Genomic DNA, 20,983 nt, shown 5'->3' on the forward strand with positions numbered 1-20,983 from the left:
GACCACATCCTGCACTGGTCGACATGGCGCCGCAGACGACAACACCAAGCTCGAGTCAGTCACTACAAACGACGTGGACACAGCCCCTGAAAATTGCCCAGCACTCAGAACAAGCACCGTTGCAGTATTAGGGGGATGGAGGAACGCCGAGCGGGTCCGGGCACATGCGACTGCGCTTGACGTTGCGCCTACTCAGCCCGCCTTGCAGTTGCAGACCTCCAGCTGACGGGCCCCCAAAGGTTGTATGCCGCTACGCCTTGCTCAGCGGACGCAGCTGCCCCGGGCCACCTCGCCGTCTCAACTGTGTGATCGGACTCGGCAGGAGGGCCAACGCCTCCTTCAGAGACAGGGTCGTATCCGCAAAGTCCCGTCGTCCGCCCGGAGGGAGGGCCGCGCGTCGTCTGACGCGTGCTCTCGGCGTGACGGGCGGAGACCCTCGTATGGACGTACTCGCGGCTTCGCCCGGTGCGACGCCTGCCGTGCCAGGCGTCGCACCGGGCGGGACTTTGCGGACACGATGCAAGCGTTCCGCGGCCCGGCGAAGCGTCCAGTTGTCGTCGCCGGTGCAACGGGCCAGACGCAGCCTGCCGGTCGCGGTCAGCGGGGTATCACGGTGAAACAACGAGGGCCTCCTGGGCATCGGTGCAGACTCCGTAATCCACACCGAACCCAGAGGCCCTCGCCTCGTTCAAGACCCGCTCAAGGCGTGTCGCCTGTCACCAACGTCCCGGGGCAACACACCTAGCTGGTTTTCAGTTCGACTTCGCAGTCGAGGGTTTGCGTATAGGCCTGGTCGCCCTGTCGGTAATCGAACCGGCATTGCCGGGTGGTTCCTTGAGGCGGAGAGGTGATCTTCAGTTTGGCGAGGTAGAAGATGTCGCTCTCCGCCCCCGGGGCGACCCTCACCGGCTTGTCAATATGGTTGGTCAGCCGGGAGAAGTCGGGGGCGTCACCGCCTTCACGTACCAGAAGGGGGATGCCCTCGGTGTCCACCTTGCTGTAAGCGCCGTACTTCAGCACCTTGATTCCGTGTGGAACGTCGAGCACTGCCACGTCCGTGATCTCGATCGGCCGCGAAGTGGTGTTGGCCGGTACGGGCAGTGCGAACCACCACGTTTCACCGACCTTCGCATGCTCGGTTCCCACAACGCCGCTGGACTGGGCGCCCTCGTTGGCCAGAGCCCGGCCGGACCTGACCGAGTCGGTTTGGGACGAGCAGGCACTGAGTGCAACGACAGCAAGTATGGCCAGCAGGCTAGAAGGAGAAGAAAATGCCCGGCTTACCGGAGACCCTGTCATTCTTCCCCCAGATGTCGTGCCGTCCCGACTTCGTCCCCGCGGTGATGCGCTGCTTGTGTTCCCTGTCGAGCTGGGTGGAGGCGCCCAGGGTGACACTGAAGGCGCTGACCGCACCGGACCACTTGATGCTTCGGTTCTTGGAAAGCTGGAAGTAGGCTCCGCGTTCCACGTAGGCGCGATGGGACTTCGGGGAGTTGTAATAGGCGGTCATGCCGTCTTTGTTGCGCACGTCCTTGCCGTATTTGCCGGTGGCTCCGCCAGCGGGGACATGATACTTCCCGGCCCGAATCTTGTACTGCGTGAAGGTGTTGCCACCACCGCACTTCCAGGTCATCTTGATCTTCTTGTACTGGATGGGCACCTTCCACTGCTTGGCGAAGTGCGGCCCTCGGTTGGTGTATCCGGTAGTGACGGACATCGAGGAACCGAGCGTCGCCGAGCCCTGGATCGACCAGTTCGAACCCGTCTTCACCGCGACCTCCACGTTGGAGGCAAGCTTTTGGTCGTAGTCCACGCTGGCTTTGGCGTCCCAGTGAGCATGGCCTTCGGCGACGGTCGTGTAATAGGTCTTCTTATCGATGACCTTTTCACTGGTCTTGTCACATCCGCCGTCGTACGGCTCTATGGACAACCGCTTCGTGTCCACCCCACCAACGACGTAGGGGTCAGCAGTGGGGAGATCGCCGGAGTCGCTCTGCCACGTGGGCAGGGGGCTGTCGCCGAGAGTGTCCTGCGCCATGGCCTCCTGATGCGCGCTCCAGCTTTGGGCATACTCTTGTTCGGTCGGCTCCGGTGCGGTGTCCTCGGTGAGGGGGAGAACCGGCGACGGCTTCGCGGAGTCCTCCGCCGCAGTTGCCACCAGTGCCTGAGCGGTGATGGGCGCGGTTGCTGGCGCTGCGGTCACGTGGTCCACACCACGCATCGGCACGCCGGTGGACGTTCTTCCCATAACGCTGGCCATGGCGTTGACGGCTCCGCCGTTCTCAGCGGCCGCGGTGCTGACGGAGGCGGGAAGCGTGGTCGGGAGAGTGAGCTTCCACGTGCCGTCTGCCGCCGTGGTTGCGGTACCCAGGGTGGTCAGCTGGGTTTCCGTATCGCTTTCGTCTGTGACGTTGTTGGCCTCCACTCGAACGGTCATGCCGGCGGCCGGCCGACCGTCGCCCAGGACGAACTTGCCGGAGAATTGTCCCGGGCTTACGGGAGCAGGGTCTGGGGTGTCGTCTGTAGCGGCTGCTGGAGGAGCCTCGGTTTCCGTCGGCATGCTGCCGAGAACAGGCTTGGTATCCGGCGCATCAATCAGGCACGAGGCGGTATCGGCGAACACGTCACCGTACAGGCCGGTCATGACATCGTCGTTGGCCAGGGCCAGCGCTGCGGTTCCGGTGTAGCTTCTGACGATGCCGGAGTAGTCCTTCGCGCTGGTTGCCGTGTAGACGGAGCCCGGCCCCGGACTCCATCCGTTGACCGCGTCGGTCAGGCCCGAGGCGAGGAGAATGCCGCTGTCTGGGAGGACTGGTGCGGTTCCCTCCTCGCGGTAATCCCAAGCGCGGATCTCTCCGTCCTTCAGTGTGAAGATCCGATTTCCGGCCGCCCAGACATCGTCGGCGTTCTTGAATGCGAGGACGGCTGGTCTGCCGAACGGCAGTGTACCGAGCAGGCTCACGGCTCCTGCTCCGGTGGCCGGGTCGCTCTGCTTGAACACCTCGAGCTTGCCGCCCTCATGGACGGAGAAGATGCGGCTGCCGTTGGACCAGACCCGCTTGCGGGTGGTCCAGTTCGCGTCGTACGTGCGCGCGGGCGTCAGCAAGCTTCCACCGGTGTCGGTCTTGTCCTTGTAGGACTTCAGGACGCCGTCATTGGTGATCTCGTAAATTGAGCCCTGACCACCAGTGAACACGCGGCTACCATAAGGGATTCGCGCTGTCTTGCCGGTGTCGAGCATCGTTCCGTTGGCATCGCCGTTCTTAGGGTCCCAGTCCACGTACTTTCGCAGAAGACGCGGCTTGGCGACGTTGGTCCACCCAGTGCCGGGGGTCACCTCCATCACGTAGGTGGCAACCTGACTCCGGCACGACTCGGCGGCCTGCGCGACGGGGGTGAAAAACGGGCTCGGGATCGTGATCCCGCCCGCGAGGAGAGCCGTCAGAGTGGCGGCGTGCACCGCTAGCCGACTGCGGCGGGCAGGGGGCGCCCCCTGTGGATGTCGATGAGTCACCAGCATGTCCTTCCAATGCACCGACCGGGCCCCACCCTCTTGACGCACACCGCTGGCCTACGGCCCCCAGGCGTAGCAGGTGTTGACCCGACCCCTCGAACCCGTGTCCGAGTGGATGCGAACAGTAACGCGCGGGTGATCAATGCAGACAGGCATGCAGTGGAGCTGGCTGGAAGCCACCGCTCCCGGCATGTGTCGAATTCAGGGGGGTAAACCTGGCAAATGGCACGCTTGAGGCCGTGGATAACCCGTGTAGGAGGTGTGAAGAGCGAATGATGTTGACTGGTTTCCAACACCCAGAAGCTCAAGAGAGTCTCAACAACTTCCCAGGTCAGTCGCCTAATGATGCGGATCGGCCAGCGGCACCTCACCCCTATCGACCATCGGCCGCCAGCCAGCAGTAGGCGTGCGAGGAACCAGCGGCCCGTTGCCCTTTGTCTCAACCGGCGCGGCCTCGGCCGGTACGCCCCCTATGACGCTCCCGCAGCAGCCTGCGACTTCACCCAAGCTGCAAAGGGAACCTCCGCGAGGCGGGCGCCTTGCGGGCCGTGCTGCGTGTAGCGCTGGCCCGTACGGGGCAGCGGGGCGAGCGGCTAACTCTGCACATCGACGGCTGGTCCGTGCTGGAGGCGGCGGCAGCCGCTCGAGCCGTGGGCGCCTCCCAGGGCCCGTAGCTCGCATCCCGGTCACACGACTCGCGCCTCGCTTCTGCGACAGCCTCACCCCGCAGTTCGCTGGCGGCGCCACCGGGGCCAGGGCTCGACGCCTGCCCGAGCCCTCTGCCCACGACGACGACCTGCGCACCGTCGTCTACCGGCTGATGGACGCCGCCGGTCTCCAGTGCGGCCGGCTCACCAGCCTGACGCGGAAAGGGGAGTATCTGATCGACGCCGACCAGGTCACCGAGCAGATCAGCCTTGACACCGCCCGCGAAGCCCGTCTGATCGCCGAGGCGGCCGTCGACGGCGTCCGCGACAAGTTCGACCCCGGCATCATCGGCCCGGCCGCCGCCCTGCGCCGCGCCTCATGAACCGCCTGGACACCACCACAGGCGTCCTGGTCCACCGCAACCAGACCCACCACCTCGACCTCGCCGGCCGGACAGCCGCGGACATCCTCACCGCCGTCTTCCACACCGTCCCCGAGGGCGTGGAACGGATCTACATCACCGCAGGCGCCCCCTGGCACCGCGATGCCAACCGCTACCCCTACCTGCGCGACGCCGTCTCCGCCTGGCTGAACGCCCCCACCCCCGGCTGGCGCACCGACACCGGCCGTCGGCCGTGACCGCATGGCTGGGCACTTCGTCCACGCCCGCTTCCCCGTCGGCCGCTACCAGCGCGAACACGGCGAACACCACGTGGAGATCCGCTCGGTGGGGGAGTGGTTAGACGTCGACGGAGACGACCCCGCCACCGTCCGCGACGCCTTCGTGCTCCTGTGGCAGGCCCTGCGCCGCCACTGGCTCGATGCCGTCGTCATGGGTTCCCCCTTCCCGACCGGCCGCGACCTGTGGACCCGCACGATCCCCACTCGCGGCCAGTACGCCGAAGGCTTCCCCGTGCTGTCAGAGGAGCTGCGTGGCCTGCTGCACGCCACCGCCGGACAAGGCCGCAACGAACTCATCACTCCACCCCGCGTACCCCACCAGCTGCCCCAGCTCGTGGAGTACGACCGCACCTTCGCCTACGCCAAACACACCTGGAAATCCCCCGTCGGCACTCCCCGCCGCATCACCGCCACCACGTTCGCCGCCTGGTCGCAGAAGGAGCAGATGCGCGCCCTGTACGGGTGCGGGCACTGGCAAGTCTGCGTGACCGTCCCCAACACCTGGAACCACGTCGGCCTTCTCCCGGCTCCCGCGCCCGGAGACCGCGCCCGCTGTGACAACGCACTGCCCGGCGCTCCCCGCCAGGTCGGCTGCGTGAACGTTCAGGCCGTGCCGGTGATCAGCTACAGCCTGACCGGGCCGTGGCCGGAGATCGCCAAGCACATCAAGGACGCCCAGGCCACCGGCCTGCCGGGCAAGTACGGCACGACGAACTACCTGACCCGCCTCACCGACCGCAGGAAGAAGAAGGAGAACCGGGAGAAGGCGTGCCCGTCGAGCCTTCAGCGCCCGCCGGGCAAGTCCTGCGACGAGTACCCCTTCGCCAGCACCTGGCAGGGCGCCAAACACAGCGGCGGTGATTTCAGCCGCCGCATGGTCAAGGCCAGGCAGAACACCGACGCCGGCAAGGCCCTCAAGGGCTTCTACACCTACAGCCGCGTCCTGGAAGGGGACCGGTTCCTGGTATGGATCAGGTAGACCCCGCCAGATGAGACCAGACGAGGCCACCGTGAACGAGCCAGCCCCTCCAGGCACCACCCTGGTGCACGCGGAGTACCACCTCTTCCAGATCACGGACCCACAAGGGCCTGCGACCGACGACCTCGATGCAAGCCACACCGGCCTGGTTTCCGCCGATGGCGGAGCCATCGAGGTGACCACCGGGATTCACACCGGAGACGTCCACGTCACGGTCGAGCCGCACTCCCAGCGGCCCGACCCTGACCCGGGCTGGGAGGAGATCGCTGAGATCTCATGCGACTCTCCCTCCGGGGAACTGCTCGTGACGTCCTTCAGGGACGATCCGGCGGATCTGCCCTCGCTGGCCTCCCAGGGCCCCGGCTCATACCGGCTGCGCGTCCACGCGCGCGGCCGGGACAGGGCCGTCGACCAGACCATGGTGGACGAAGCCGTGGAGTCGTACCTGATCCAGAGCTGGCCCGCCGCACACCAGGACGCTCTCCTGGTACAGGCGACAGACACCTACGGTGCCCAGGTACGAGCCCAGCCGGCTAACGACACCATCGTCATCGACCACGAGGACTCACTGGACACCCCGTCCGGCCGGGAACGCGACATCCTGCACCGGGCTGAACGCGGCGACTACTCCTGACCCGCGATCATGCGCGCCTTCGGTTGGGGCGGCCGTGCCGCCCCAACCGAAGGCGCTGGGTGACCTGGTAGCAGGCGCGCACGGCTGGACTGCCGTACCACAGGGCAACGGTGCGCGGTACGGCCCGGTCGTGAACGGCTCCCCCGCCATGCATGCCGCCAGCGTCGTGCCGTCGGACGGGTCGATCAGAAGGAACGAGCCGGTGTGCCGGGAGTCGGCGTAGGAGTCGAGGGCGAGCGGTTCCGCGGTGCGCAGCTTGATGTGGCCGATGTCGTTGGCGACCAGCTGTCCCGGTTCGGGGTGCTGGGAGAGGTCGTCGAGGGTGAGCCGCGACGGGATCGCCTCGACGATCGCCTTGACGGTGCGGGTGGTGTGCCGGAGCAGCAGCCGCTGGCCGACGGTGAGCGGGGTGTCGGCGACGTGGCAGGCGGTCGCCTCGACCTCCTTGGTGAGGCGGGGGGACTGCGAGCCTGCGGTGATCATGTCGCCGCGGCCGACGTCGATCTCGTCGGCAAGCCGGACGCTGAGGGAGGAGCCTGCGGACACGGCGTCGGCGGGCCGGCCGAGGACGTCGAGGGCGGTGATGGTGGTGGTGCGGCCGGAGGGCTGCACGGTGACCGTGTCGCCGACCTGGAGGCGGCCTGTGAGCAGTTGTCCGGCGTAGTGGCGTTCCCCGTCGTGGCGGATGACCATCTGGACGGGGAAGCGGGAGGGCCGGCTCGTGGCGTCGTCGGCGAGCTGGACGGCTTCGAGGTGTTCCAGGATGGTGGGGCCGCCGTACCAGCCCATGTGGGCGGAGGCCGCCACGACGTTGTCGCCGACGAGGGCGGAGATCGGGATGGCGGTGACATCAGGGATGCCGAGGTCGGTGGCGAGGGTGGTGAAATCCTCGGTGACGGCGGCGAAGACGGGCTCGCGGTAGCCGACCAGGTCCATCTTGTTCACCGCGAGGACGACGTGCGGCACGCGGAGGAGGGCGGCGATGGCGGCATGCCGACGGGTCTGTTCGACGACGCCTTTGCGGGCGTCGACCAGGATGACAGTGAGTTCGGCCGTGGAGGCGCCGGTGACCATGTTGCGGGTGTACTGCACGTGGCCGGGGGTGTCGGCGAGGATGAACCGGCGCCGGGGCGTGGCGAAGTAGCGGTAGGCGACGTCGATGGTGATGCCCTGTTCGCGTTCGGCGCGCAGGCCGTCGGTGAGCAGTGCGAGGTCCGGGCCTTCGAGGCCGCGGCCGCGGGAGGCGTTCTCCACGGCCTCCATCTGGTCGGCGAGGACGGACTTGGAGTCGTGGAGCAGCCGTCCGACGAGGGTGGACTTGCCGTCGTCGACGGAGCCGGCGGTGGCGAAGCGCAGCAGGGTGGTGGCCGTGAGGCCGTCCGCTTCGGCGGCGGTGGTGTGGATGGTCATCGCTAGAAGTACCCTTCGCGCTTGCGGTCTTCCATCGCCGCTTCGGAGAGCTTGTCGTCGGCGCGGGTGGCGCCGCGTTCGGTGAGCCGGGAGGCGGCGATCTCGAAGATGACTTTGTCGATGGTGGTCGCGTCGGAGTCGACGGCGCCGGTACAGGACATGTCGCCGACGGTGCGGTAGCGGACGAGGCGGTGCTCGGCCTGCTCGTTCTCGGTGGGGCCGCCCCAGTCGCCGGCCGTGAGCCACATGCCGCTGCGCCGGAAGACGGGGCGGCGGTGGGCGTAGTAGATCGACGGGAGCTGGATGTCCTCGCGGGCGATGTACTGCCAGACGTCCAGTTCTGTCCAGTTGGACAGCGGGAAGATGCGGACGTGTTCGCCGGGGGCGTGGCGGCCGTTGTAGAGGCGCCACAGCTCGGGCCGCTGGCGGCGGGGGTCCCACTGGGAGAAGGCGTCGCGGAGACTGAAGACGCGTTCCTTGGCGCGGGCCTTCTCCTCATCGCGGCGGCCGCCGCCGAAGACGGCGTCGAACTTCTCCTGCCGGATGGTGTCGGTCAGCGGCACGGTCTGCAGCGGGTTACGGGTGCCGTCAGGGCGTTCCCTGAGGACGCCGCGGTCGATGTAGTCCTGGACGGACGCGACGTGGAGGTCGAGTCCGTGGGCGGCGACGACGCGGTCGCGGTAGGCGATGACCTCGGGGAAGTTGTGCCCGGTGTCGACGTGGAGCAGGGGGAACGGGACGGGCGCGGGGGCGAAGGCCTTTAGCGCCAAGTGCAGCATGACGATGGAGTCCTTGCCGCCGGAGAACAGGATCACGGGCCGTTCGAACTCGCCGGCGACCTCGCGGATGATGTGCACGGCCTCGGACTCGAGCACGTCAAGGTGGCTGAGGCCGGAGCGGTGGTCCGCGACGGTGTCGAGGGAGTGGGAACTCATATCAGGTGCCTTTCCACGAGTAGGCTCAGCAGGGTCTCCGCGGACTCGTCGACGGTCTGCGCATGGGCGGGGATGCGCAGATCGGGTCGAGCCGGGATCTCGTACGGGTCGTCGACCCCGGTCAGGCCGCTGATCTCGCCTGCCGCCTGCTTCGCGTAGAGGCCCTTCACGTCGCGCTCGGAGCAGGTGCTCGACGGGGTGGCGACGTGGACCTCCAGGTAGGGAGTGCTGGAGGCCCGGTGGCGTTCGCTCACCGCCTGCCGGCTGTCGGCGTAGGGGGCGATGGAGGGGACGAGGGCGAGCACGCCGTTGCGGGCGAGGACTTCGGCGACGAGGCCGATGCGCTGGACGTTGGTGTGGCGGTCGGCGCGGCTGAAGCCGAGCCCGGCGGAGAGGGTTTCGCGGAACTCGTCTCCGTCGAGGACCTCCACCCTGCGCCCCTGGGCGCGGAGCCGGTCGGCGACGGCATTGGCGATGGTCGTCTTTCCCGAGCTGGGCAGGCCGGTCAGCCATACCGTCGCACCGCAGTTGCAGTCGCGTGCCGTCGGGCTGGATCGCAGTTCCGTTGTCACCGGCGTGTCGCTCTCTTTCTTGACGTCCGCTCGCTTCGGGAGAGGGGCGTCGCCGGCGGGCGACGCACACAGGTCGGGGCTCGGCCTGCGGGTCGGCGGCATCACGCGGTCCCGGCCAGCCGGTCGTACAGGGTGCGCACCAGCACCTGGGGGTCTTCGACGGCCGCCGTCAGGACGGTCAGCCACTGGCGCAGGGCGGCCGCCGCCTCGTCGGCGGTGAAGTACGCGGTGGCGTAGTCGGCGCGTACGTCCCAGCCGTCGCCGTCGGCGACCACGTACTGGAGCCAGTCGGCCTTCGCGGCGGAGCCGCCGACGTGCACCCGCCGGGCGCGCACGCCGGGGAGGTCCAGCGTGCCGGGGGTCTCGTCGAGGACGAGGCCGATGCGGTTCAGGCGCCTACCGGACAGCGGCCCGCGGGCGCGGAAAACGCGGCCGATCATGGCGTACGGCACGTGGCGGTGCCGCAGGACGTCGAGGGAGACGCGTTTCGCGGCAGCGCACACCTCGGCGAACGTGGCGTCGGCGGGGACCCGGTAGCGCACCGGCAGCAGGTCGGTGAGGCAGCCGAAGACGCCGTCGAGCTCGGGCGCGCCGCGCCGGGACACGGGGCTGCAGACGATGACGTCGTCGCCGCTCACGGCTGCGGCGGTGACCGCCATGCAGGTGGCCATCAGCACGTTCGGGGTGGTGCGCAGCGACCGGGCCGCCGCGCGGACGGCCTGCCCGAGGTCGGCGGGGATGGTGGTACGGACGCAGTCGCAGGTGGTGTCGCGGCGGTCCGGCAGCGGCCGGGGCCGCGGCGGCAGCTGGGTGAGGCCCGGCGCGCCGTCGAGCAATCCGGCCCAGAACGCGAGGTCGTCCGGGTCGATGCCGGCTTGCCGGGTACGGACGGCGTACGCGCCGAGCGTTGTCCCCGGCGGGGAGAGCTTGGCCGGTTCGCCGCCGGTCTCCTCGGTGTACAGGGCGGACAGCTCGTGGTCGAGCAGGGCCAGGGAGGCGTCGTCGACGGCGACGTGGTGGATCTGCAGCAGCAGCACGTACTCGCCCGGCGCGTAGTCGTACAGCGTCATCCGGGCGGGCGCCACCGTGAGGTCCAGCGGGCGCTGCCCGGCCCGGCGCAGCGTGTCGTGGAGGTCGCCGCCGGGCCAGGGGAGCCGTTCGAAGGGGACGGCGCCGGCCGGATGGACGTGCTGGACGGTTCCCGTGTCGTCGTCGGTGAAGGTGGAGCGCAGCACCTCGTGCCGCCGCACCAGGGCGCTCAGGGCGTGTTCCAGGGCGGGGACGTCGAGGGGGTCGGTGAGGTGCTGGGCCCAGGTCTCGAGGAACGGCGACGGGTCACCGAGGAACTGGTCGGCGATCCAGAGCGCCTCCTGTTCGAAGGTCTGGGGGTAGCTGCGCATCAGACGGGGCCCCTCTCCAGTGCGGTGAGGTCGACCTTGCCGTTGTCGCGGCGCGGCAGCTCGTCCATGGGCTCGAAGCGGGCAGGCACCGCGTACGCCGGGAGCAGGGTGGCGAGGTGCTTGCGAACCTCCCGCGGGGTGGGCGAGCTGCCCTCGACGAGGGTGTAGACGAGCGCGATGTGGTCGACGGTGCCGCCTTCGTCGGTACGGGCGACGGCGGCGCACGTGCGGATGCCGGGGGTCGCGGCGGCGGAGGCCTCAATGTCGCCGAGCTCGATGCGGTTGCCGTTGAGCTTGACCATCCGGTCGCGGCGGCCGTGGTAGTGGAGGATGCCGTGCTCGTCGAACTGGCCCATGTCGCCGGTGCGGTAAACGCGCTGCTTCTCGCCGTCGACGTCCAGTTCGGGGAACTTCTCGCGGGTGAGCAGCTCGTTGCCGAGATAGCCGCGGGCCACTCCGGGGCCGCGGGTGACGATCTCGCCGCGTTCGCCGCGCTCGGCGGGTGTGCCGTCCTCCCGCAGGAGGAGCACGGTGGTGCCGGGGACGGGCACGCCGACGGGGATACCGGACGGAACGCGGGTGTCGGCGAGGGTCATCCGGTGCACGGACGTCAGCATGCAGTTCTCGGCCGGTCCGAAGCCGTTCCACAGCGTCAGATCGGGGAAGCGTTCGAGGAACATGCGGACATGGCGCGGGGACTGCTTCTCGCCGCCGACGTACAGGGTGCGCAGTCCTGCAAAGGCGTCGGGGTCCTCGTCGACGATCAGGTTGAACAGGGATGTCGTCAGCCACATGGTGTCGACGTGGTCGTCGGCGACGAGGGCACGCAGCCGGCCGGGCATCAGGTGGTTGTCGTCGACGACGACGACCGCTCCGCCGGCAGTCAGCTGGCCCCACAGTTCGAAGGCGTACATGTCCCAGGCGGCGGGCGCGACCTGTGCGGCGACGCGGCCGGGGCCGAAGCCGTCGAGGCCGCCGGGGCCGAACATGCGGGTGACGGCGCGGTGGGGGGTGAGCACACCCTTGGGAACGCCGGTGCTGCCCGAGGTGAAGAACACCATCGCCGTGTCGTCGAGCGCCACGGACACGGGCGTGAACCGGTCGGCAGCCTCGGTGGCGGCGAGGTCGGCGAGGGGTGCGGGTGCGACGGCGTGGGTGACGCCGAGGGGTTCACCGCCGGGCAGGCCGACGACGACCGGGTCGTCGAGCTGGGACAGGATGGCCTGGACGCGGCCGGCCGGCCACCGCGGGTCGAGGACGGCATAGGAGGCGCCGCTCATCAGGACGGCGAGCTGGAGGGCGATCAGGTGGGCGCCGCGCGGCACCAGCAGCGGGACGATGTCGCCGGGCCTGACGCCCCAGTCGACGAGCCGGGCGGCCAGGACCGCCGACGCGCCGGTGAGGGTGCGGTAGTCGACGCGCTGGTCGCCGTGGACCAGGGCGAGGGCGTGCGGGTCTGTCTCGGCGTGCTGGAGGACCGCTGCGTGCACGCTGCGCAGCGGCGGGGTGGTGGTCTCGGTCATTCCGCACCCAGCCTGATCTGCTCGGCGAAGTCGGCCAGCTCGTCGTGGTCGAGAAGCCACAGGGGGTCGACGCGCAGTCCGAGGCGCCGTTCGATGCGGGCACAGATGCGGATGGCGGCGAGCGAGGTGCCGCCGAGGTCGTAGAAGCTGTCGCGCCGTCCGATCCGGTCGACGGTCAGGACCTCCGCCATGACGGCGGCGATCTCCTCCTCCAGTTCGTCCGCCGGCTGCTCGTACGCGGCCTCGCGCACGCCGTGGTTCTCGGTCACGGGATCTCCTGTTCTGAGCGGTGGGGCTTGACGTGGCTGACGGGGCGCGGGCCCGTTATTTCCGGGTGAGGACGCAGAACTCGTTGCCTTCCGGATCGGCCATGACCACCCAGCCGTGCGAGCCGCGGAAGTCGGTGACGATGCTGGCGCCCAGGGCGAGCGCGCGGTCCACCTCCTCGTCCTGGGTGCGGCCTTCGGGGCGCATGCAGAAGTGGACGCGGTTCTTCACGGTCTTCTCGTCGGGCACCTGGATGAACAGCACCGTGTATCCGTGCGGGTCGATCACGTAGCACTCGTCGGAGCCGGGGTGGACGCCCTCGTGTGGGGTGAACTCGGCCATGTCGCACCACCAGCGGGCGAGCGCGTAGGGGTCGCGTGCGTCGACGGTCGTGTGGGACAGGGTCAGGCTCATCGGGTCAGGCTCTTTCCGGAAGGGTGGCGGTCTGGTAACGCGGTCAGGAGACGGGTTCGGTGGCCGCGGGCCGGGCCTCCTCGGCCTCGCGTAGGGCGCGGGTGGTGACCCGGGAGGCGAAGACAAGCGCCGCGGCCGTCAGTCCGGCGCCGCAGACGACGAAGGTGGTCTCCGGGCCGAGCCAGCGGCCGAGGGCGCCGCCGAGGAGCGCCCCGACCGGCACGGCGCCGAGCACGATCAGCCGGTAGCCGGCGGTGACCCGGCCGAGGAGGCCGTCGGGGACGGCGGCCTGCCGGAGGGTGCTGACCACGATCTGGTTCAGGGCGGTGGCGACCGCGGCGAGGAACATGACGATCTCGGACAGGACGACGTTGCCGCTGAGGCCGAGGACGACGTAGCTGGCGGCGGGCACGAGCGCGGCGAGCCAGGTCACCGGTCCGCCGCCGATGGCCGGGACCACCCGTGCGGCGATCAGCGAGCCGAGGACGGCGCCCACGGCCGGTACGGCGATGAACAGGCCGTACCAGGACGCGGGAACGCCCATGGGGCCGGTGACGAGGAGGACGAGCAGGCCGCCGGTGGCGGACGAGAACAGGTTGATCGAACCGGAGATGAACGCCACCCGCCGCAGCAGCCGGTGGTTCCAGAAGTACGACCAGCCTTCGCGGATGCTGCGCACAACCTCGCCGGGCGTGTGCTTGTCGCCGCTGGTGTCGCTCGCGGTCGGCATCATCCGCGGCAGGGTGACGGCGGCGAGCGCGCCGAGGGCGAACAGGCCGGCCGTGGAGGAGAACACCATGACTGCGGACAGCGCGAACAGGGCGGCGCCCGCGGTGGGGCCGATGAAGTTGTTGATGGCCGACTGGGTGGCGAACAGCCGCCCGTTCGCCCGCTCCAGGTCGCTGCGCCGCACCAGCCGCGGCGGCACCGTGAGGGCCGCGTTGTCGACGAGCGTCTCGGCCGTGCCGGCGAGGAACACCGCCACATAGAGGACCGCGATGCTGCGGACGTCGGCGGCGAGCGTCAGGACGAGCAGGGCGAAGCCGGCCGCGCGGACCACGTTGCCCGCCACGATAATGAGGCGCCGGTCAATACGGTCGGCGAGGGCGCCGGCCGGCAGCGTGAACACCAGCCACGGCAGGAACTGCGCCACGGTCAGGCCCGCGACCAGCAGTGGGTCGCGGGTCATGGTGACGGCGAGGAGGGGAACAGCCGCCAGTACCAGACCGTCACCGAGATTCGACAGGCCCTGCGACCACCAGAGCTTGGTGAAATTCCGGCCCAACGTCATTTCCGATCCCCTGTCATCCTCGACCGCGTTGTCATCCGTTGTGCGGCTCAGGGCGCAGGGCGCCTGTCGCGCCGAGCGTTTCCCTGATGCGTGTGAAGTACGGCAGCTGATCCTGCTCGAACGCGGCAGCGACGCGCTCTAGTTCGGCCGAAAGCCGCTTCTTCCCGGCCGGGGACGCACCCAGCGCGTTCGACGCGCCGGCGGCGGCGTGCCAGCGCTCGGTCGCCTTCCAGCTCGCCGGCGGCTCCCGCCGGAACGCGAGGGCCTCCGCCATGAACGGGATGCCGACGGCCTCGCAGTAGCGCCGCGTCTCCGCCTCCGGGCCGTCGGCCAGCCGGTCGCCGTCGACCAGGTGCATCGGCAGGCCGGCGGCCGTCACTGCCTCGACGATGTCCCACAGGTTCCCGAAGCCCATGGCCTCGGACGGGGCGTCGGCCTGCATCACCAGGTGCGAGCGGACGGTGTCGCCGGGGTTGCGGACCATCGCCGCGTGCCGGCAGCGCTTCAGGAATCCGGGGTTCGTGCCGAGGGCGTCGACGGGGAAGTCGGTGGTGTCCTTGAAGAACACCGGGCGGTCGTCGGCCAGTTCGACGAGCGCGGCCATCACCTGTTGCTGGCTCGTGCACGTACGGCCCTCGACGTCCACCTCGCCGAAGTCGCTCACGCGCGAGAACGGCTCGTGGATCACCAGGAAGTCACCGCGCTCGTACATCGCGCGCTCGAACGCCGTGGACCGCGAGCGCGGCACGGACCACAGGGCCAGGAGCAGCGGCTGCTCCGTCATGACGTCGCCTCCCTCAGAGAAGTCTCGATGTCGCGCAGGGCCGTGCGCAGGACGCGGATGCCGGTGAGGTACTCCTCGACGAGGATGTGCTCGCTGTCGGTGTGGTCCTCGTGGGCGTCCCCGGGGCCGTACGTCGCCATGGGGGAACGCCAGGTCCTGCTCAGGGTGTTCATGTCGCTGGTGCCGGTCTTGAGCTTGTGGGCGGGCTGGAAGCCCTCGCGCCGGATCGCCCGGGACAGGGCGCGGACGCACAGGGAGCTCCGGGAGGCGACGACGGGCGGCACCTCGTACGCGAGGGCCACCTCGACGTCCTCGCCGAGGATCCCGGCGACGTCGCGGTGCAGTTCGGCGGCGTCCGTTCCCGGAGGCGTACGGAAGGTGAGCGAGCACGAGCTTGAGAACGGCTCGAAACGGCCGTCCCTGATGATCATGCCGACGTCCTTGAAGTGCGCGTTGCCGTCGGCGCCGTAGGTGTCGAGGAGCTTGTCAAGCGCCCGGACGAGGATCTCGCTGGCCTTCGGTCCGGGGGTCGCGGTGTGCGTGCGCGGAACGTCGCACGTCACCTTCAGCTCGACCATGCCCTTGTAGCCCAGGGTCACTGCCGACGCCCCGCTGGGTTCCCCGACGATCACGGCGTCGGGTACGGGGACGGTCTCGCGGACGTGTTCGGCGCCGCGCGACCACAGCGTCTCCTCCTCGACGACACCCACCCAGTGGATGCGGATACCGAGGTCGCGGCTGGTCAGCGCGGCGACGAGCATCGCCGTCAGCGGCCCCTTGGCGTCGACGGCGCCGCGCCCCCGGATCAGCCGGTCGGTGTGCTCGAAGGGCACCGCGCCCGGCACGGTGTCGAGATGGCTGAGCAGCATGACGGTGTGCGAGCCGTGCCCGACGATGACGTGCACGTTGCCCACCTCATCGAGCCGGCTCTCGGCCCCATGGCCGGCGGCGATGCCGCGCAGCCGCTCGGCCAGCTGCCGCTCACCGCCGGAGACGGAGGGCGTGGCCACGACCTCGGCGAGCAGCGCGACGGCGTCGGCGTCGGTCAGCTCCTGGTGCGGAGCGGTGAGATGCTGAATGGTCACGGCGAGCCAAGGCCCTTTCCTATGAGGGTGCCGGCCCCGCGCAGAGCGCTTGCGAGGGGCGAGTTCACGCGGCCGTCGCACACCTGGACCGTCCGCGCGCCGTTGTCGAGCGCCTCGACGGCGGCGGCTACCTTCATCCGCATGCCGCCGCTGAGCCCGGTCACCAGTTCCCCGGCCTCGTCCCGGTTCAGCGAGCGGATGGTCGAGGACGGGTCGGTACGGTCGGCGAGCACGCCGGGCGTGTCCGTGAACAGCAGCAGCCGGTCGGCGTGCCAGGCCGCCGCGATCGCGCAGGCCATGCGGTCGGCGTCGACGTTGGTGGCCTGGCCGTCGGCCGTCATGCCCGGCGGGCAGACGACCGGCACCATGCCGCAGCCGTGGGCGGCGTCCAGGACGCTCGTGTCGACGCCGACGACCTTGCCGGCGAAGTTGTCGCGCACGACCCGGACCTTGTCTCCGACGACCGCGCGGACCGCCGCCTTCCGCTCGGTGCGGACCAGTCCGCCGTCCATGCCCGAGAGCCCGACGGCCACGACGCCGCGCGCACCGAGCTCGGAGACGATCCGGGCCTGGGTCCGGCCGCGCATCGCCATCATGAGGGCGGTCAGCGTCTTCTCGTCCGTGTAGCGGGTCACCATGCCGTCCGGGGACTGCAACGTGCGCCGCGGCAGGCCCAGTTCCCGGATGGTGTCGTCGATGTCCCGGGACCCGCCGTGCACCACGGTGATGCGGTGCTCACCGCACAGGGCCGCGATGTCGTCCGCGATCGCCGTGCTGTTCTCCTGGAGGCTGCCGCCCCACTTCACCACGATTCTCATCATGCTCACACCGGATGCAGGCCGGGAAACGTGAGTCCACACGTCTCCGGGAGCCCGAGCATGAGGTTCATGCACTGGACCGCGCCGCCTGCGGCTCCCTTCACGAGGTTGTCGAGGCTGCCCATCGCGAGCGCCTTGCCACGGTTGTCGGCGACGAGTCCGACGTCGCAGAAGTTCGACCCGAGCAGCACCTTCGGGTCCGGGTAGCGGTACGTGCCGCGCGGGCTGTTCACCAGGCGGACGAACGGCTCCGCCCCGTAGTCCTCCCGGTACATCGCCAGCAGTTCCCGCTCGCCGACGTCACCGACGGCGACCTTCGTCACCGTCTGCACGCCGCGCACCTGCGGTGTCGCGGTGACGGTCATGGACACGTCCTCCACGCCGAGCGCCTCGATCACCTCGGCCTCGTGCCGGTGGCCGAACGGCGCGAAGACCCGCATCACGCCGCTGCGCAGCGCATGGGAGTTGGCCGAGCCGCTGGACGCGCCGGAGCCGCTGCTGCCGGTCCGCGCGTCGACCTGGACCTCGCTGAGCAAGCCCCGAGAGGCCAGCGGGGCGAGGCTGAGGATCGCGCTCGTGGCCATGCAGCCGGGCACGGCGACCCGGTCGGCGTCGACGATCTCCTTACGGTGCAGTTCGGGCAGGCCGCGGACGAACGCCTTGGCCCGCTCGCCCTCCCGCCGCCAGCCGTAGTAACGCTCCATCAGCTCCGGATCTTGGATACGGAAGTCGGCGGTCAGGTCGACGATCTTTGGCGCGAGCGCGCCGATCTCGTCGAGGATCTCCGCCGTGGAACCGTGCACACCGGCGAGGAACACCAGGTCGGCCGGCTCCAGCTCCTCCCGCCTGCTGTACCGCAGGCCGCTCCCCCGCAGCGGGGGATGCGCACCCTCCACCGCACGGCCGGCCTGGGTGTCGGAGGTGACGCCCGTGACCCGCACCTCGGGGTGGTGGACGAGCAGGCGAAGCAGCTCACCGCCCACGAATCCCCTGCCGCCCACCACGACGACGCGCTTCATATCGCTTCCTTCACGTCGATCACCTCTGGTACGCACGTCTCGACGATCCTCGCGGCCACGTCGACACCCGTCGCACCTTCGAATCCCTGGAACTCCACACGGGAGTTGACCTCGAGCACCATCAGCCGCCCGTCCTCGTCCCGGACCAGGTCCACCCCGGCGATCCGGGCGCCCACGGCCTGCGCCGCCCGGACGCACAGCCCGTGGATCTCCTCGTCCGGCGCGACCCGCTCCACCGTCGCGCCCCTGGCCACGTTGTTGCGCCAGTCGCCTCCCGACCGGGAGATCACCCCCAGGCAGACGCCGTCGACGACGATGCCCCGCATGTCCGGGGCACCGGGCCGGACCGCCTCCTGGACGATCACGGTGCGGCTGGCCGCCGACGGCATCGCCGCACAGTGCTCCAGGACGGCGTCCGCCGCGTGCCGGTCGGTGATCAGGCTGACGCGGTTGCCCCAGGAGGCGCACATCGGCTTGACCACCGCCGGGTAGCCCAGCGACTCGATCGCCTTCAGCCCCGCCTCCGGGGACGGCGCCAGCAGCGTCGTCGGCGTGGGGACGCCGCACTGCTTCAGCCGCAGGTACGTGGACCACTTGTTGCCGCACAGCCGGGTCGACGACGCGTCGTTCGCCGGACGGGCGCCGAACGCCTCGAGCGACTCGGCCGCGAGCGCCGCCCGCTGGCTGGAGATCTCCCGGTTGAGCACCGTCATGCCCCGGAACCGCTCCGCGTCCTCCGGACCGAAGCTGAGCCCACGGGGGTCCAGCCGGACCGCGTGGAGACCACGGCGGTCCAGCTCGGACAGCAGCCGGCGCTCCTCGTAGCGCACGATGGAGAGGAGAATCCCGAACCGCATCGGCCGTCCCCCTCGCCCGCCCCGGTCACTCACCCCAGTCTTCTTCGGGCTCCGGGGCGATCACGAGCTTCAGCGGGTCCTTCGAGAGGATCTCGAGCTCCGTCGCGCAGCCGGGGCAGCCGACGATCTCGCCCTCGTAGCTGTCGGCGGCTATCTGCAGCGTGCCGGAGCAGCTGACGCACTGGGTGTCCATGTCCTCATTCCTCTTTCTCGTTCGTGTTCTTGCTGTTGTTCTCGGTCTTGCTCTCGGGCTCGGGCCCGGGCTTGTTCTCGGTCACCGCGATGCGGTGACGAACTTCAGCACCTGGCCGAGTACGGACTCCGTGGTGAGTCCGCTTTCCTCCAGCAGGGACGCGTGGGTCCCGGGCGGAAGGAAGCCGTTGACGCCGATCGGCAGCCACGGGATGCCCCGGCGCCCGATCGCCGAAGCGACCTGGGCGCCCATGCCGCCCGAGGTCCACGCCTCTTCCAGCGTGACCAGCCACCGGCACGCCTTGGCGATCGTCCGGCCGACGGCGTCGGCGGACTCCGGGTCGACGGTGTGTACGTGGACGACCTGGGCGCGGTGGCCCTCGTCGGAGAGCCGGTCGGCCACCTCCAGGGCCACGGCCAGGATCTCGGGCCCCGTGGCGACCAGGGCGATGTCCTCGCCCGGGCGCACCACCTGCGGGACGCCGAGCTCGGGCTCGGGCAGGCCCGGGAAGACCGGCGAGTCCTTGCGTCCGAGCCTCAGATAGGTCGGACCGTCGTACCGGAGACACTGCTCCAGCAGCGACACGGTCTGGTGGGCGTCGGCCGGGACGACGACCCGCGTGTGCGGCAGCGCGTTCATCAGCGCGAGGTCCTCGGTGGCGTGGTGGGTCGGCCCCAGCCAGCCTCCGCTCGCGCCCGCGTGGGTGCCGACGACACAGATCCGGCGCCGCGGGTAGGCGACGTCGAGCTTGATGAACTCGTATGCCCGGCTGACCGAGAAGGCCGCGAACGTGCAGACCAGGGCGCGCCGGCCCCAGCGTTCCGCACCGGCGGCGAGGCCGATGGCGGCGTTCTCCGCGATGCCGACGTTGAGGTAGTCCATGTCGTCGGTCGGCTTGATGCTGCCCGTGTCGGTGTCGACGACGAGTACGTCGTGCCGTACGGCGAGCTCCGGAAGCGCGTCGGTGAAGGCGGCCCGGGTACTCAGACGCTCGGGCGCGATCTCGGGCACGGCCGGCGCTGCCTCAGGCGCGGGCGCCGCGGCCTCGCGCGCAGGCGGTGTGGTGTCAGGCACCGGCGGCCTCCTCCGTCGTCGCGGGGCGCGGGGCGACGCCGCGCAGCCCGGCCCTGATCCGCCGGAGCTTCGCCTCGTCGAGCCGTACGAAGTGGGAGACGGCCCGGCCGGCGAGGACGCCGGCACCCCTGGCCTTCTGCGTCCGGCAGACCACCGCCACCGGTCCCTGCGTCCGGTTCGCCTCGTCCAAGGCCGCGCAGAGTGCCGCCAGGTCGTGCCCGTCCACCTCGACGGCGTGCCAGCCGAAGCCGGCCCACCGTCCGGCGATCGGCGCGCCGTCGCTCACATCACGGACGGCGCCGGTCTGTTGGAACTCGTTGGCGTCGACCACCACCACCAGGTTGTCGGCGTCCAGGGCGCGGCCCACCTGGGCCGCCTCCCAGACCGAGCCCTCCTGCAGTTCGCCGTCGCCGACGAGGACGAAGGTGCGCGCGGGCCGGCCGCCGGCCTGCCGCTGCGCCCAGGCGGTGCCGTTGGCCAGGGCGAGTCCGTGGCCGAGGGAGCCGGTGGCGAACTCGACGCCCGGAACGGCCACGTTGACGTGGGTGGCCAGCCGGCTGCCGGGCCGGCAGTACGTGGCGAGCTCGTCCGCCGCGATGAAGCCGCGCTCCGCGAGGGTGGCGTAGAGGGCCATCGCCGCGTGCCCCTTGCTGAGCACGAAGGCGTCCCTCTCCTTCCACTCCGGGTCGTCGGGGTCGAGGTTCATGGTGTGGAAGAACAGCGCCACCAGGATCTCGACGGCGGACAGCGAGCCGCCCAGGTGGCCGCCCTCCGGCCCCGCGCACATCGCGACGACGTGCTCGCGGATCCGGTGCGCGTGGATCTCCATCGGTCCGAGCTCCGGTCCGGCCACGGTCTCGGTGCCGAGCTCCGGCCCGGCCACGG

The 20,983-nt window shown here is 70.0% G+C and carries 21 protein-coding genes and 2 pseudogenes; 4 read left to right on the top strand and 19 right to left on the bottom strand.

What is annotated here, in order from left to right:
- Positions 1 to 523: 523 nt before the first annotated feature.
- The 3 genes and pseudogenes from G3I77_RS39095 to G3I77_RS39105 all read right to left on the bottom strand — a co-directional run.
- A pseudogene (locus G3I77_RS39095) lies at positions 524 to 640 on the bottom strand (IS481 family transposase); the annotation flags it as partial.
- Between the two features lie 101 nt (positions 641 to 741).
- Positions 742 to 1,146, bottom strand: a complete 405-nt coding sequence (locus tag G3I77_RS39100) for a hypothetical protein (RefSeq protein ID WP_248511889.1) — start codon at positions 1,144 to 1,146, stop codon at positions 742 to 744.
- Between the two features lie 109 nt (positions 1,147 to 1,255).
- Entirely contained in the window at positions 1,256 to 3,460 is a 2,205-nt protein-coding gene (locus G3I77_RS39105) for a hypothetical protein (protein ID WP_248511891.1), read from the bottom strand.
- Positions 3,461 to 4,334: 874 nt separating this feature from the next.
- Here G3I77_RS39105 and G3I77_RS39110 point away from each other — a divergent pair.
- The 4 genes and pseudogenes from G3I77_RS39110 to G3I77_RS39125 all read left to right on the top strand — a co-directional run bounded on the left by G3I77_RS39110 (position 4,335) and on the right by G3I77_RS39125 (position 6,456).
- The gene (locus G3I77_RS39110) at positions 4,335 to 4,544 is read left to right on the top strand and encodes a hypothetical protein (RefSeq protein ID WP_308311450.1); all 210 of its coding nucleotides are present in this window, start codon (positions 4,335 to 4,337) and stop codon (positions 4,542 to 4,544) included.
- A 5-nt stretch (positions 4,545 to 4,549) separates the two neighbouring features.
- Positions 4,550 to 5,417 (top strand): annotated as a pseudogene (locus G3I77_RS39115) (hypothetical protein); the annotation flags it as partial.
- A gap of 42 nt (positions 5,418 to 5,459) precedes the next feature.
- Entirely contained in the window at positions 5,460 to 5,822 is a 363-nt protein-coding gene (locus G3I77_RS39120; protein ID WP_248511972.1) for a NucA/NucB deoxyribonuclease domain-containing protein, read from the top strand.
- A gap of 31 nt (positions 5,823 to 5,853) precedes the next feature.
- Positions 5,854 to 6,456 carry a hypothetical protein gene (locus G3I77_RS39125; RefSeq protein ID WP_248511893.1) on the top strand — a complete coding sequence of 201 codons (603 nt, stop codon included), beginning with the start codon at positions 5,854 to 5,856 and terminating at the stop codon, positions 6,454 to 6,456.
- On the opposite strand, the gene G3I77_RS39130 is transcribed toward G3I77_RS39125, so the two are convergent.
- The 16 genes from G3I77_RS39130 to G3I77_RS39205 all read right to left on the bottom strand — a co-directional run bounded on the left by G3I77_RS39130 (position 6,388) and on the right by G3I77_RS39205 (position 20,981).
- Positions 6,388 to 7,866 (bottom strand): sulfate adenylyltransferase subunit 1, encoded by a 1,479-nt coding sequence (locus G3I77_RS39130; RefSeq protein ID WP_248511901.1) that lies wholly within the window; start codon positions 7,864 to 7,866, stop codon positions 6,388 to 6,390. The genes G3I77_RS39125 and G3I77_RS39130 overlap by 69 nt on opposite strands.
- Before the next feature lie 2 nt (positions 7,867 to 7,868).
- Positions 7,869 to 8,801, bottom strand: coding sequence for a sulfate adenylyltransferase subunit CysD (cysD, locus tag G3I77_RS39135; RefSeq protein WP_248511906.1), 933 nt, complete (start codon positions 8,799 to 8,801; stop codon positions 7,869 to 7,871).
- Positions 8,798 to 9,373, bottom strand: a complete 576-nt coding sequence (gene cysC, locus G3I77_RS39140; RefSeq protein ID WP_248511908.1) for an adenylyl-sulfate kinase — start codon at positions 9,371 to 9,373, stop codon at positions 8,798 to 8,800. Before cysC ends, cysD begins: the two co-directional genes overlap by 4 nt.
- 101 nt (positions 9,374 to 9,474) lie before the next feature.
- Entirely contained in the window at positions 9,475 to 10,773 is a 1,299-nt protein-coding gene (locus G3I77_RS39145; protein WP_248511910.1) for a condensation domain-containing protein, read from the bottom strand.
- The gene (locus G3I77_RS39150) at positions 10,773 to 12,296 is read right to left on the bottom strand and encodes an amino acid adenylation domain-containing protein (protein WP_248511912.1); all 1,524 of its coding nucleotides are present in this window, start codon (positions 12,294 to 12,296) and stop codon (positions 10,773 to 10,775) included. Before G3I77_RS39150 ends, G3I77_RS39145 begins: the two co-directional genes overlap by 1 nt.
- Complete coding sequence (locus tag G3I77_RS39155; RefSeq protein WP_248511914.1) at positions 12,293 to 12,565, bottom strand: phosphopantetheine-binding protein; 273 nt, start codon at positions 12,563 to 12,565, stop codon at positions 12,293 to 12,295. The genes G3I77_RS39150 and G3I77_RS39155 overlap by 4 nt, the downstream gene beginning before the upstream one ends.
- Positions 12,566 to 12,620: 55 nt before the next feature.
- Positions 12,621 to 12,977 (bottom strand): VOC family protein, encoded by a 357-nt coding sequence (locus tag G3I77_RS39160; protein ID WP_248511916.1) that lies wholly within the window; start codon positions 12,975 to 12,977, stop codon positions 12,621 to 12,623.
- 43 nt (positions 12,978 to 13,020) lie between these two features.
- The gene (locus G3I77_RS39165; protein WP_248511918.1) at positions 13,021 to 14,268 is read right to left on the bottom strand and encodes an MFS transporter; all 1,248 of its coding nucleotides are present in this window, start codon (positions 14,266 to 14,268) and stop codon (positions 13,021 to 13,023) included.
- Between the two features lie 31 nt (positions 14,269 to 14,299).
- Positions 14,300 to 15,052 carry a sulfotransferase family protein gene (locus tag G3I77_RS39170; protein WP_248511920.1) on the bottom strand — a complete coding sequence of 251 codons (753 nt, stop codon included), beginning with the start codon at positions 15,050 to 15,052 and terminating at the stop codon, positions 14,300 to 14,302.
- A complete protein-coding gene (locus G3I77_RS39175) occupies positions 15,049 to 16,137 on the bottom strand; it encodes a M20/M25/M40 family metallo-hydrolase (RefSeq protein WP_248511922.1) in 1,089 nt (362 codons plus the stop codon). Before G3I77_RS39175 ends, G3I77_RS39170 begins: the two co-directional genes overlap by 4 nt.
- Positions 16,134 to 16,958, bottom strand: a complete 825-nt coding sequence (locus tag G3I77_RS39180) for a [LysW]-aminoadipate kinase (RefSeq protein ID WP_248511924.1) — start codon at positions 16,956 to 16,958, stop codon at positions 16,134 to 16,136. The genes G3I77_RS39175 and G3I77_RS39180 overlap by 4 nt, the downstream gene beginning before the upstream one ends.
- Positions 16,959 to 16,960: 2 nt before the next feature.
- Positions 16,961 to 17,974, bottom strand: a complete 1,014-nt coding sequence (argC, locus tag G3I77_RS39185) for an N-acetyl-gamma-glutamyl-phosphate reductase (protein ID WP_248511926.1) — start codon at positions 17,972 to 17,974, stop codon at positions 16,961 to 16,963.
- Positions 17,971 to 18,831: a RimK family alpha-L-glutamate ligase gene (locus G3I77_RS39190; protein WP_248511933.1), complete on the bottom strand. Its 861-nt coding sequence runs from the start codon at positions 18,829 to 18,831 to the stop codon at positions 17,971 to 17,973. The genes argC and G3I77_RS39190 overlap by 4 nt, the downstream gene beginning before the upstream one ends.
- Positions 18,832 to 18,856: 25 nt before the next feature.
- Complete coding sequence (locus G3I77_RS39195) at positions 18,857 to 19,024, bottom strand: lysine biosynthesis protein LysW (protein WP_248511934.1); 168 nt, start codon at positions 19,022 to 19,024, stop codon at positions 18,857 to 18,859.
- Positions 19,025 to 19,105: 81 nt separating this feature from the next.
- Complete coding sequence (locus G3I77_RS39200; protein ID WP_248511936.1) at positions 19,106 to 20,098, bottom strand: transketolase family protein; 993 nt, start codon at positions 20,096 to 20,098, stop codon at positions 19,106 to 19,108.
- Positions 20,091 to 20,981, bottom strand: coding sequence for a transketolase (locus G3I77_RS39205; RefSeq protein ID WP_248511938.1), 891 nt, complete (start codon positions 20,979 to 20,981; stop codon positions 20,091 to 20,093). Before G3I77_RS39205 ends, G3I77_RS39200 begins: the two co-directional genes overlap by 8 nt.
- Positions 20,982 to 20,983: the final 2 nt, after the last annotated feature.

The sequence above is a fragment of the Streptomyces sp. D2-8 genome (assembly GCF_023184515.1).
In the GTDB taxonomy this organism is placed as follows: Bacteria; Actinomycetota; Actinomycetes; order Streptomycetales; family Streptomycetaceae; genus Streptomyces.

What these genes read in the sequence shown, in the direction of transcription:
- G3I77_RS39110 (WP_308311450.1), top strand. Translation starts at nt 4,335, where the DNA reads ATGGACGCCGCCGGTCTCCAGTGCGGCCGGCTCACCAGCCTGACGCGG.
- G3I77_RS39130 (WP_248511901.1), bottom strand. Translation starts at nt 7,866, where the DNA reads ATGACCATCCACACCACCGCCGCCGAAGCGGACGGCCTCACGGCCACC.
- cysD (WP_248511906.1), bottom strand. Translation starts at nt 8,801, where the DNA reads ATGAGTTCCCACTCCCTCGACACCGTCGCGGACCACCGCTCCGGCCTC.
- G3I77_RS39145 (WP_248511910.1), bottom strand. Translation starts at nt 10,773, where the DNA reads ATGCGCAGCTACCCCCAGACCTTCGAACAGGAGGCGCTCTGGATCGCC.
- G3I77_RS39150 (WP_248511912.1), bottom strand. Translation starts at nt 12,296, where the DNA reads ATGACCGAGACCACCACCCCGCCGCTGCGCAGCGTGCACGCAGCGGTC.
- G3I77_RS39160 (WP_248511916.1), bottom strand. Translation starts at nt 12,977, where the DNA reads ATGAGCCTGACCCTGTCCCACACGACCGTCGACGCACGCGACCCCTAC.
- G3I77_RS39165 (WP_248511918.1), bottom strand. Translation starts at nt 14,268, where the DNA reads ATGACGTTGGGCCGGAATTTCACCAAGCTCTGGTGGTCGCAGGGCCTG.
- G3I77_RS39170 (WP_248511920.1), bottom strand. Translation starts at nt 15,052, where the DNA reads ATGACGGAGCAGCCGCTGCTCCTGGCCCTGTGGTCCGTGCCGCGCTCG.
- G3I77_RS39180 (WP_248511924.1), bottom strand. Translation starts at nt 16,958, where the DNA reads ATGATGAGAATCGTGGTGAAGTGGGGCGGCAGCCTCCAGGAGAACAGC.
- argC (WP_248511926.1), bottom strand. Translation starts at nt 17,974, where the DNA reads ATGAAGCGCGTCGTCGTGGTGGGCGGCAGGGGATTCGTGGGCGGTGAG.
- G3I77_RS39190 (WP_248511933.1), bottom strand. Translation starts at nt 18,831, where the DNA reads ATGCGGTTCGGGATTCTCCTCTCCATCGTGCGCTACGAGGAGCGCCGG.
- G3I77_RS39195 (WP_248511934.1), bottom strand. Translation starts at nt 19,024, where the DNA reads ATGGACACCCAGTGCGTCAGCTGCTCCGGCACGCTGCAGATAGCCGCC.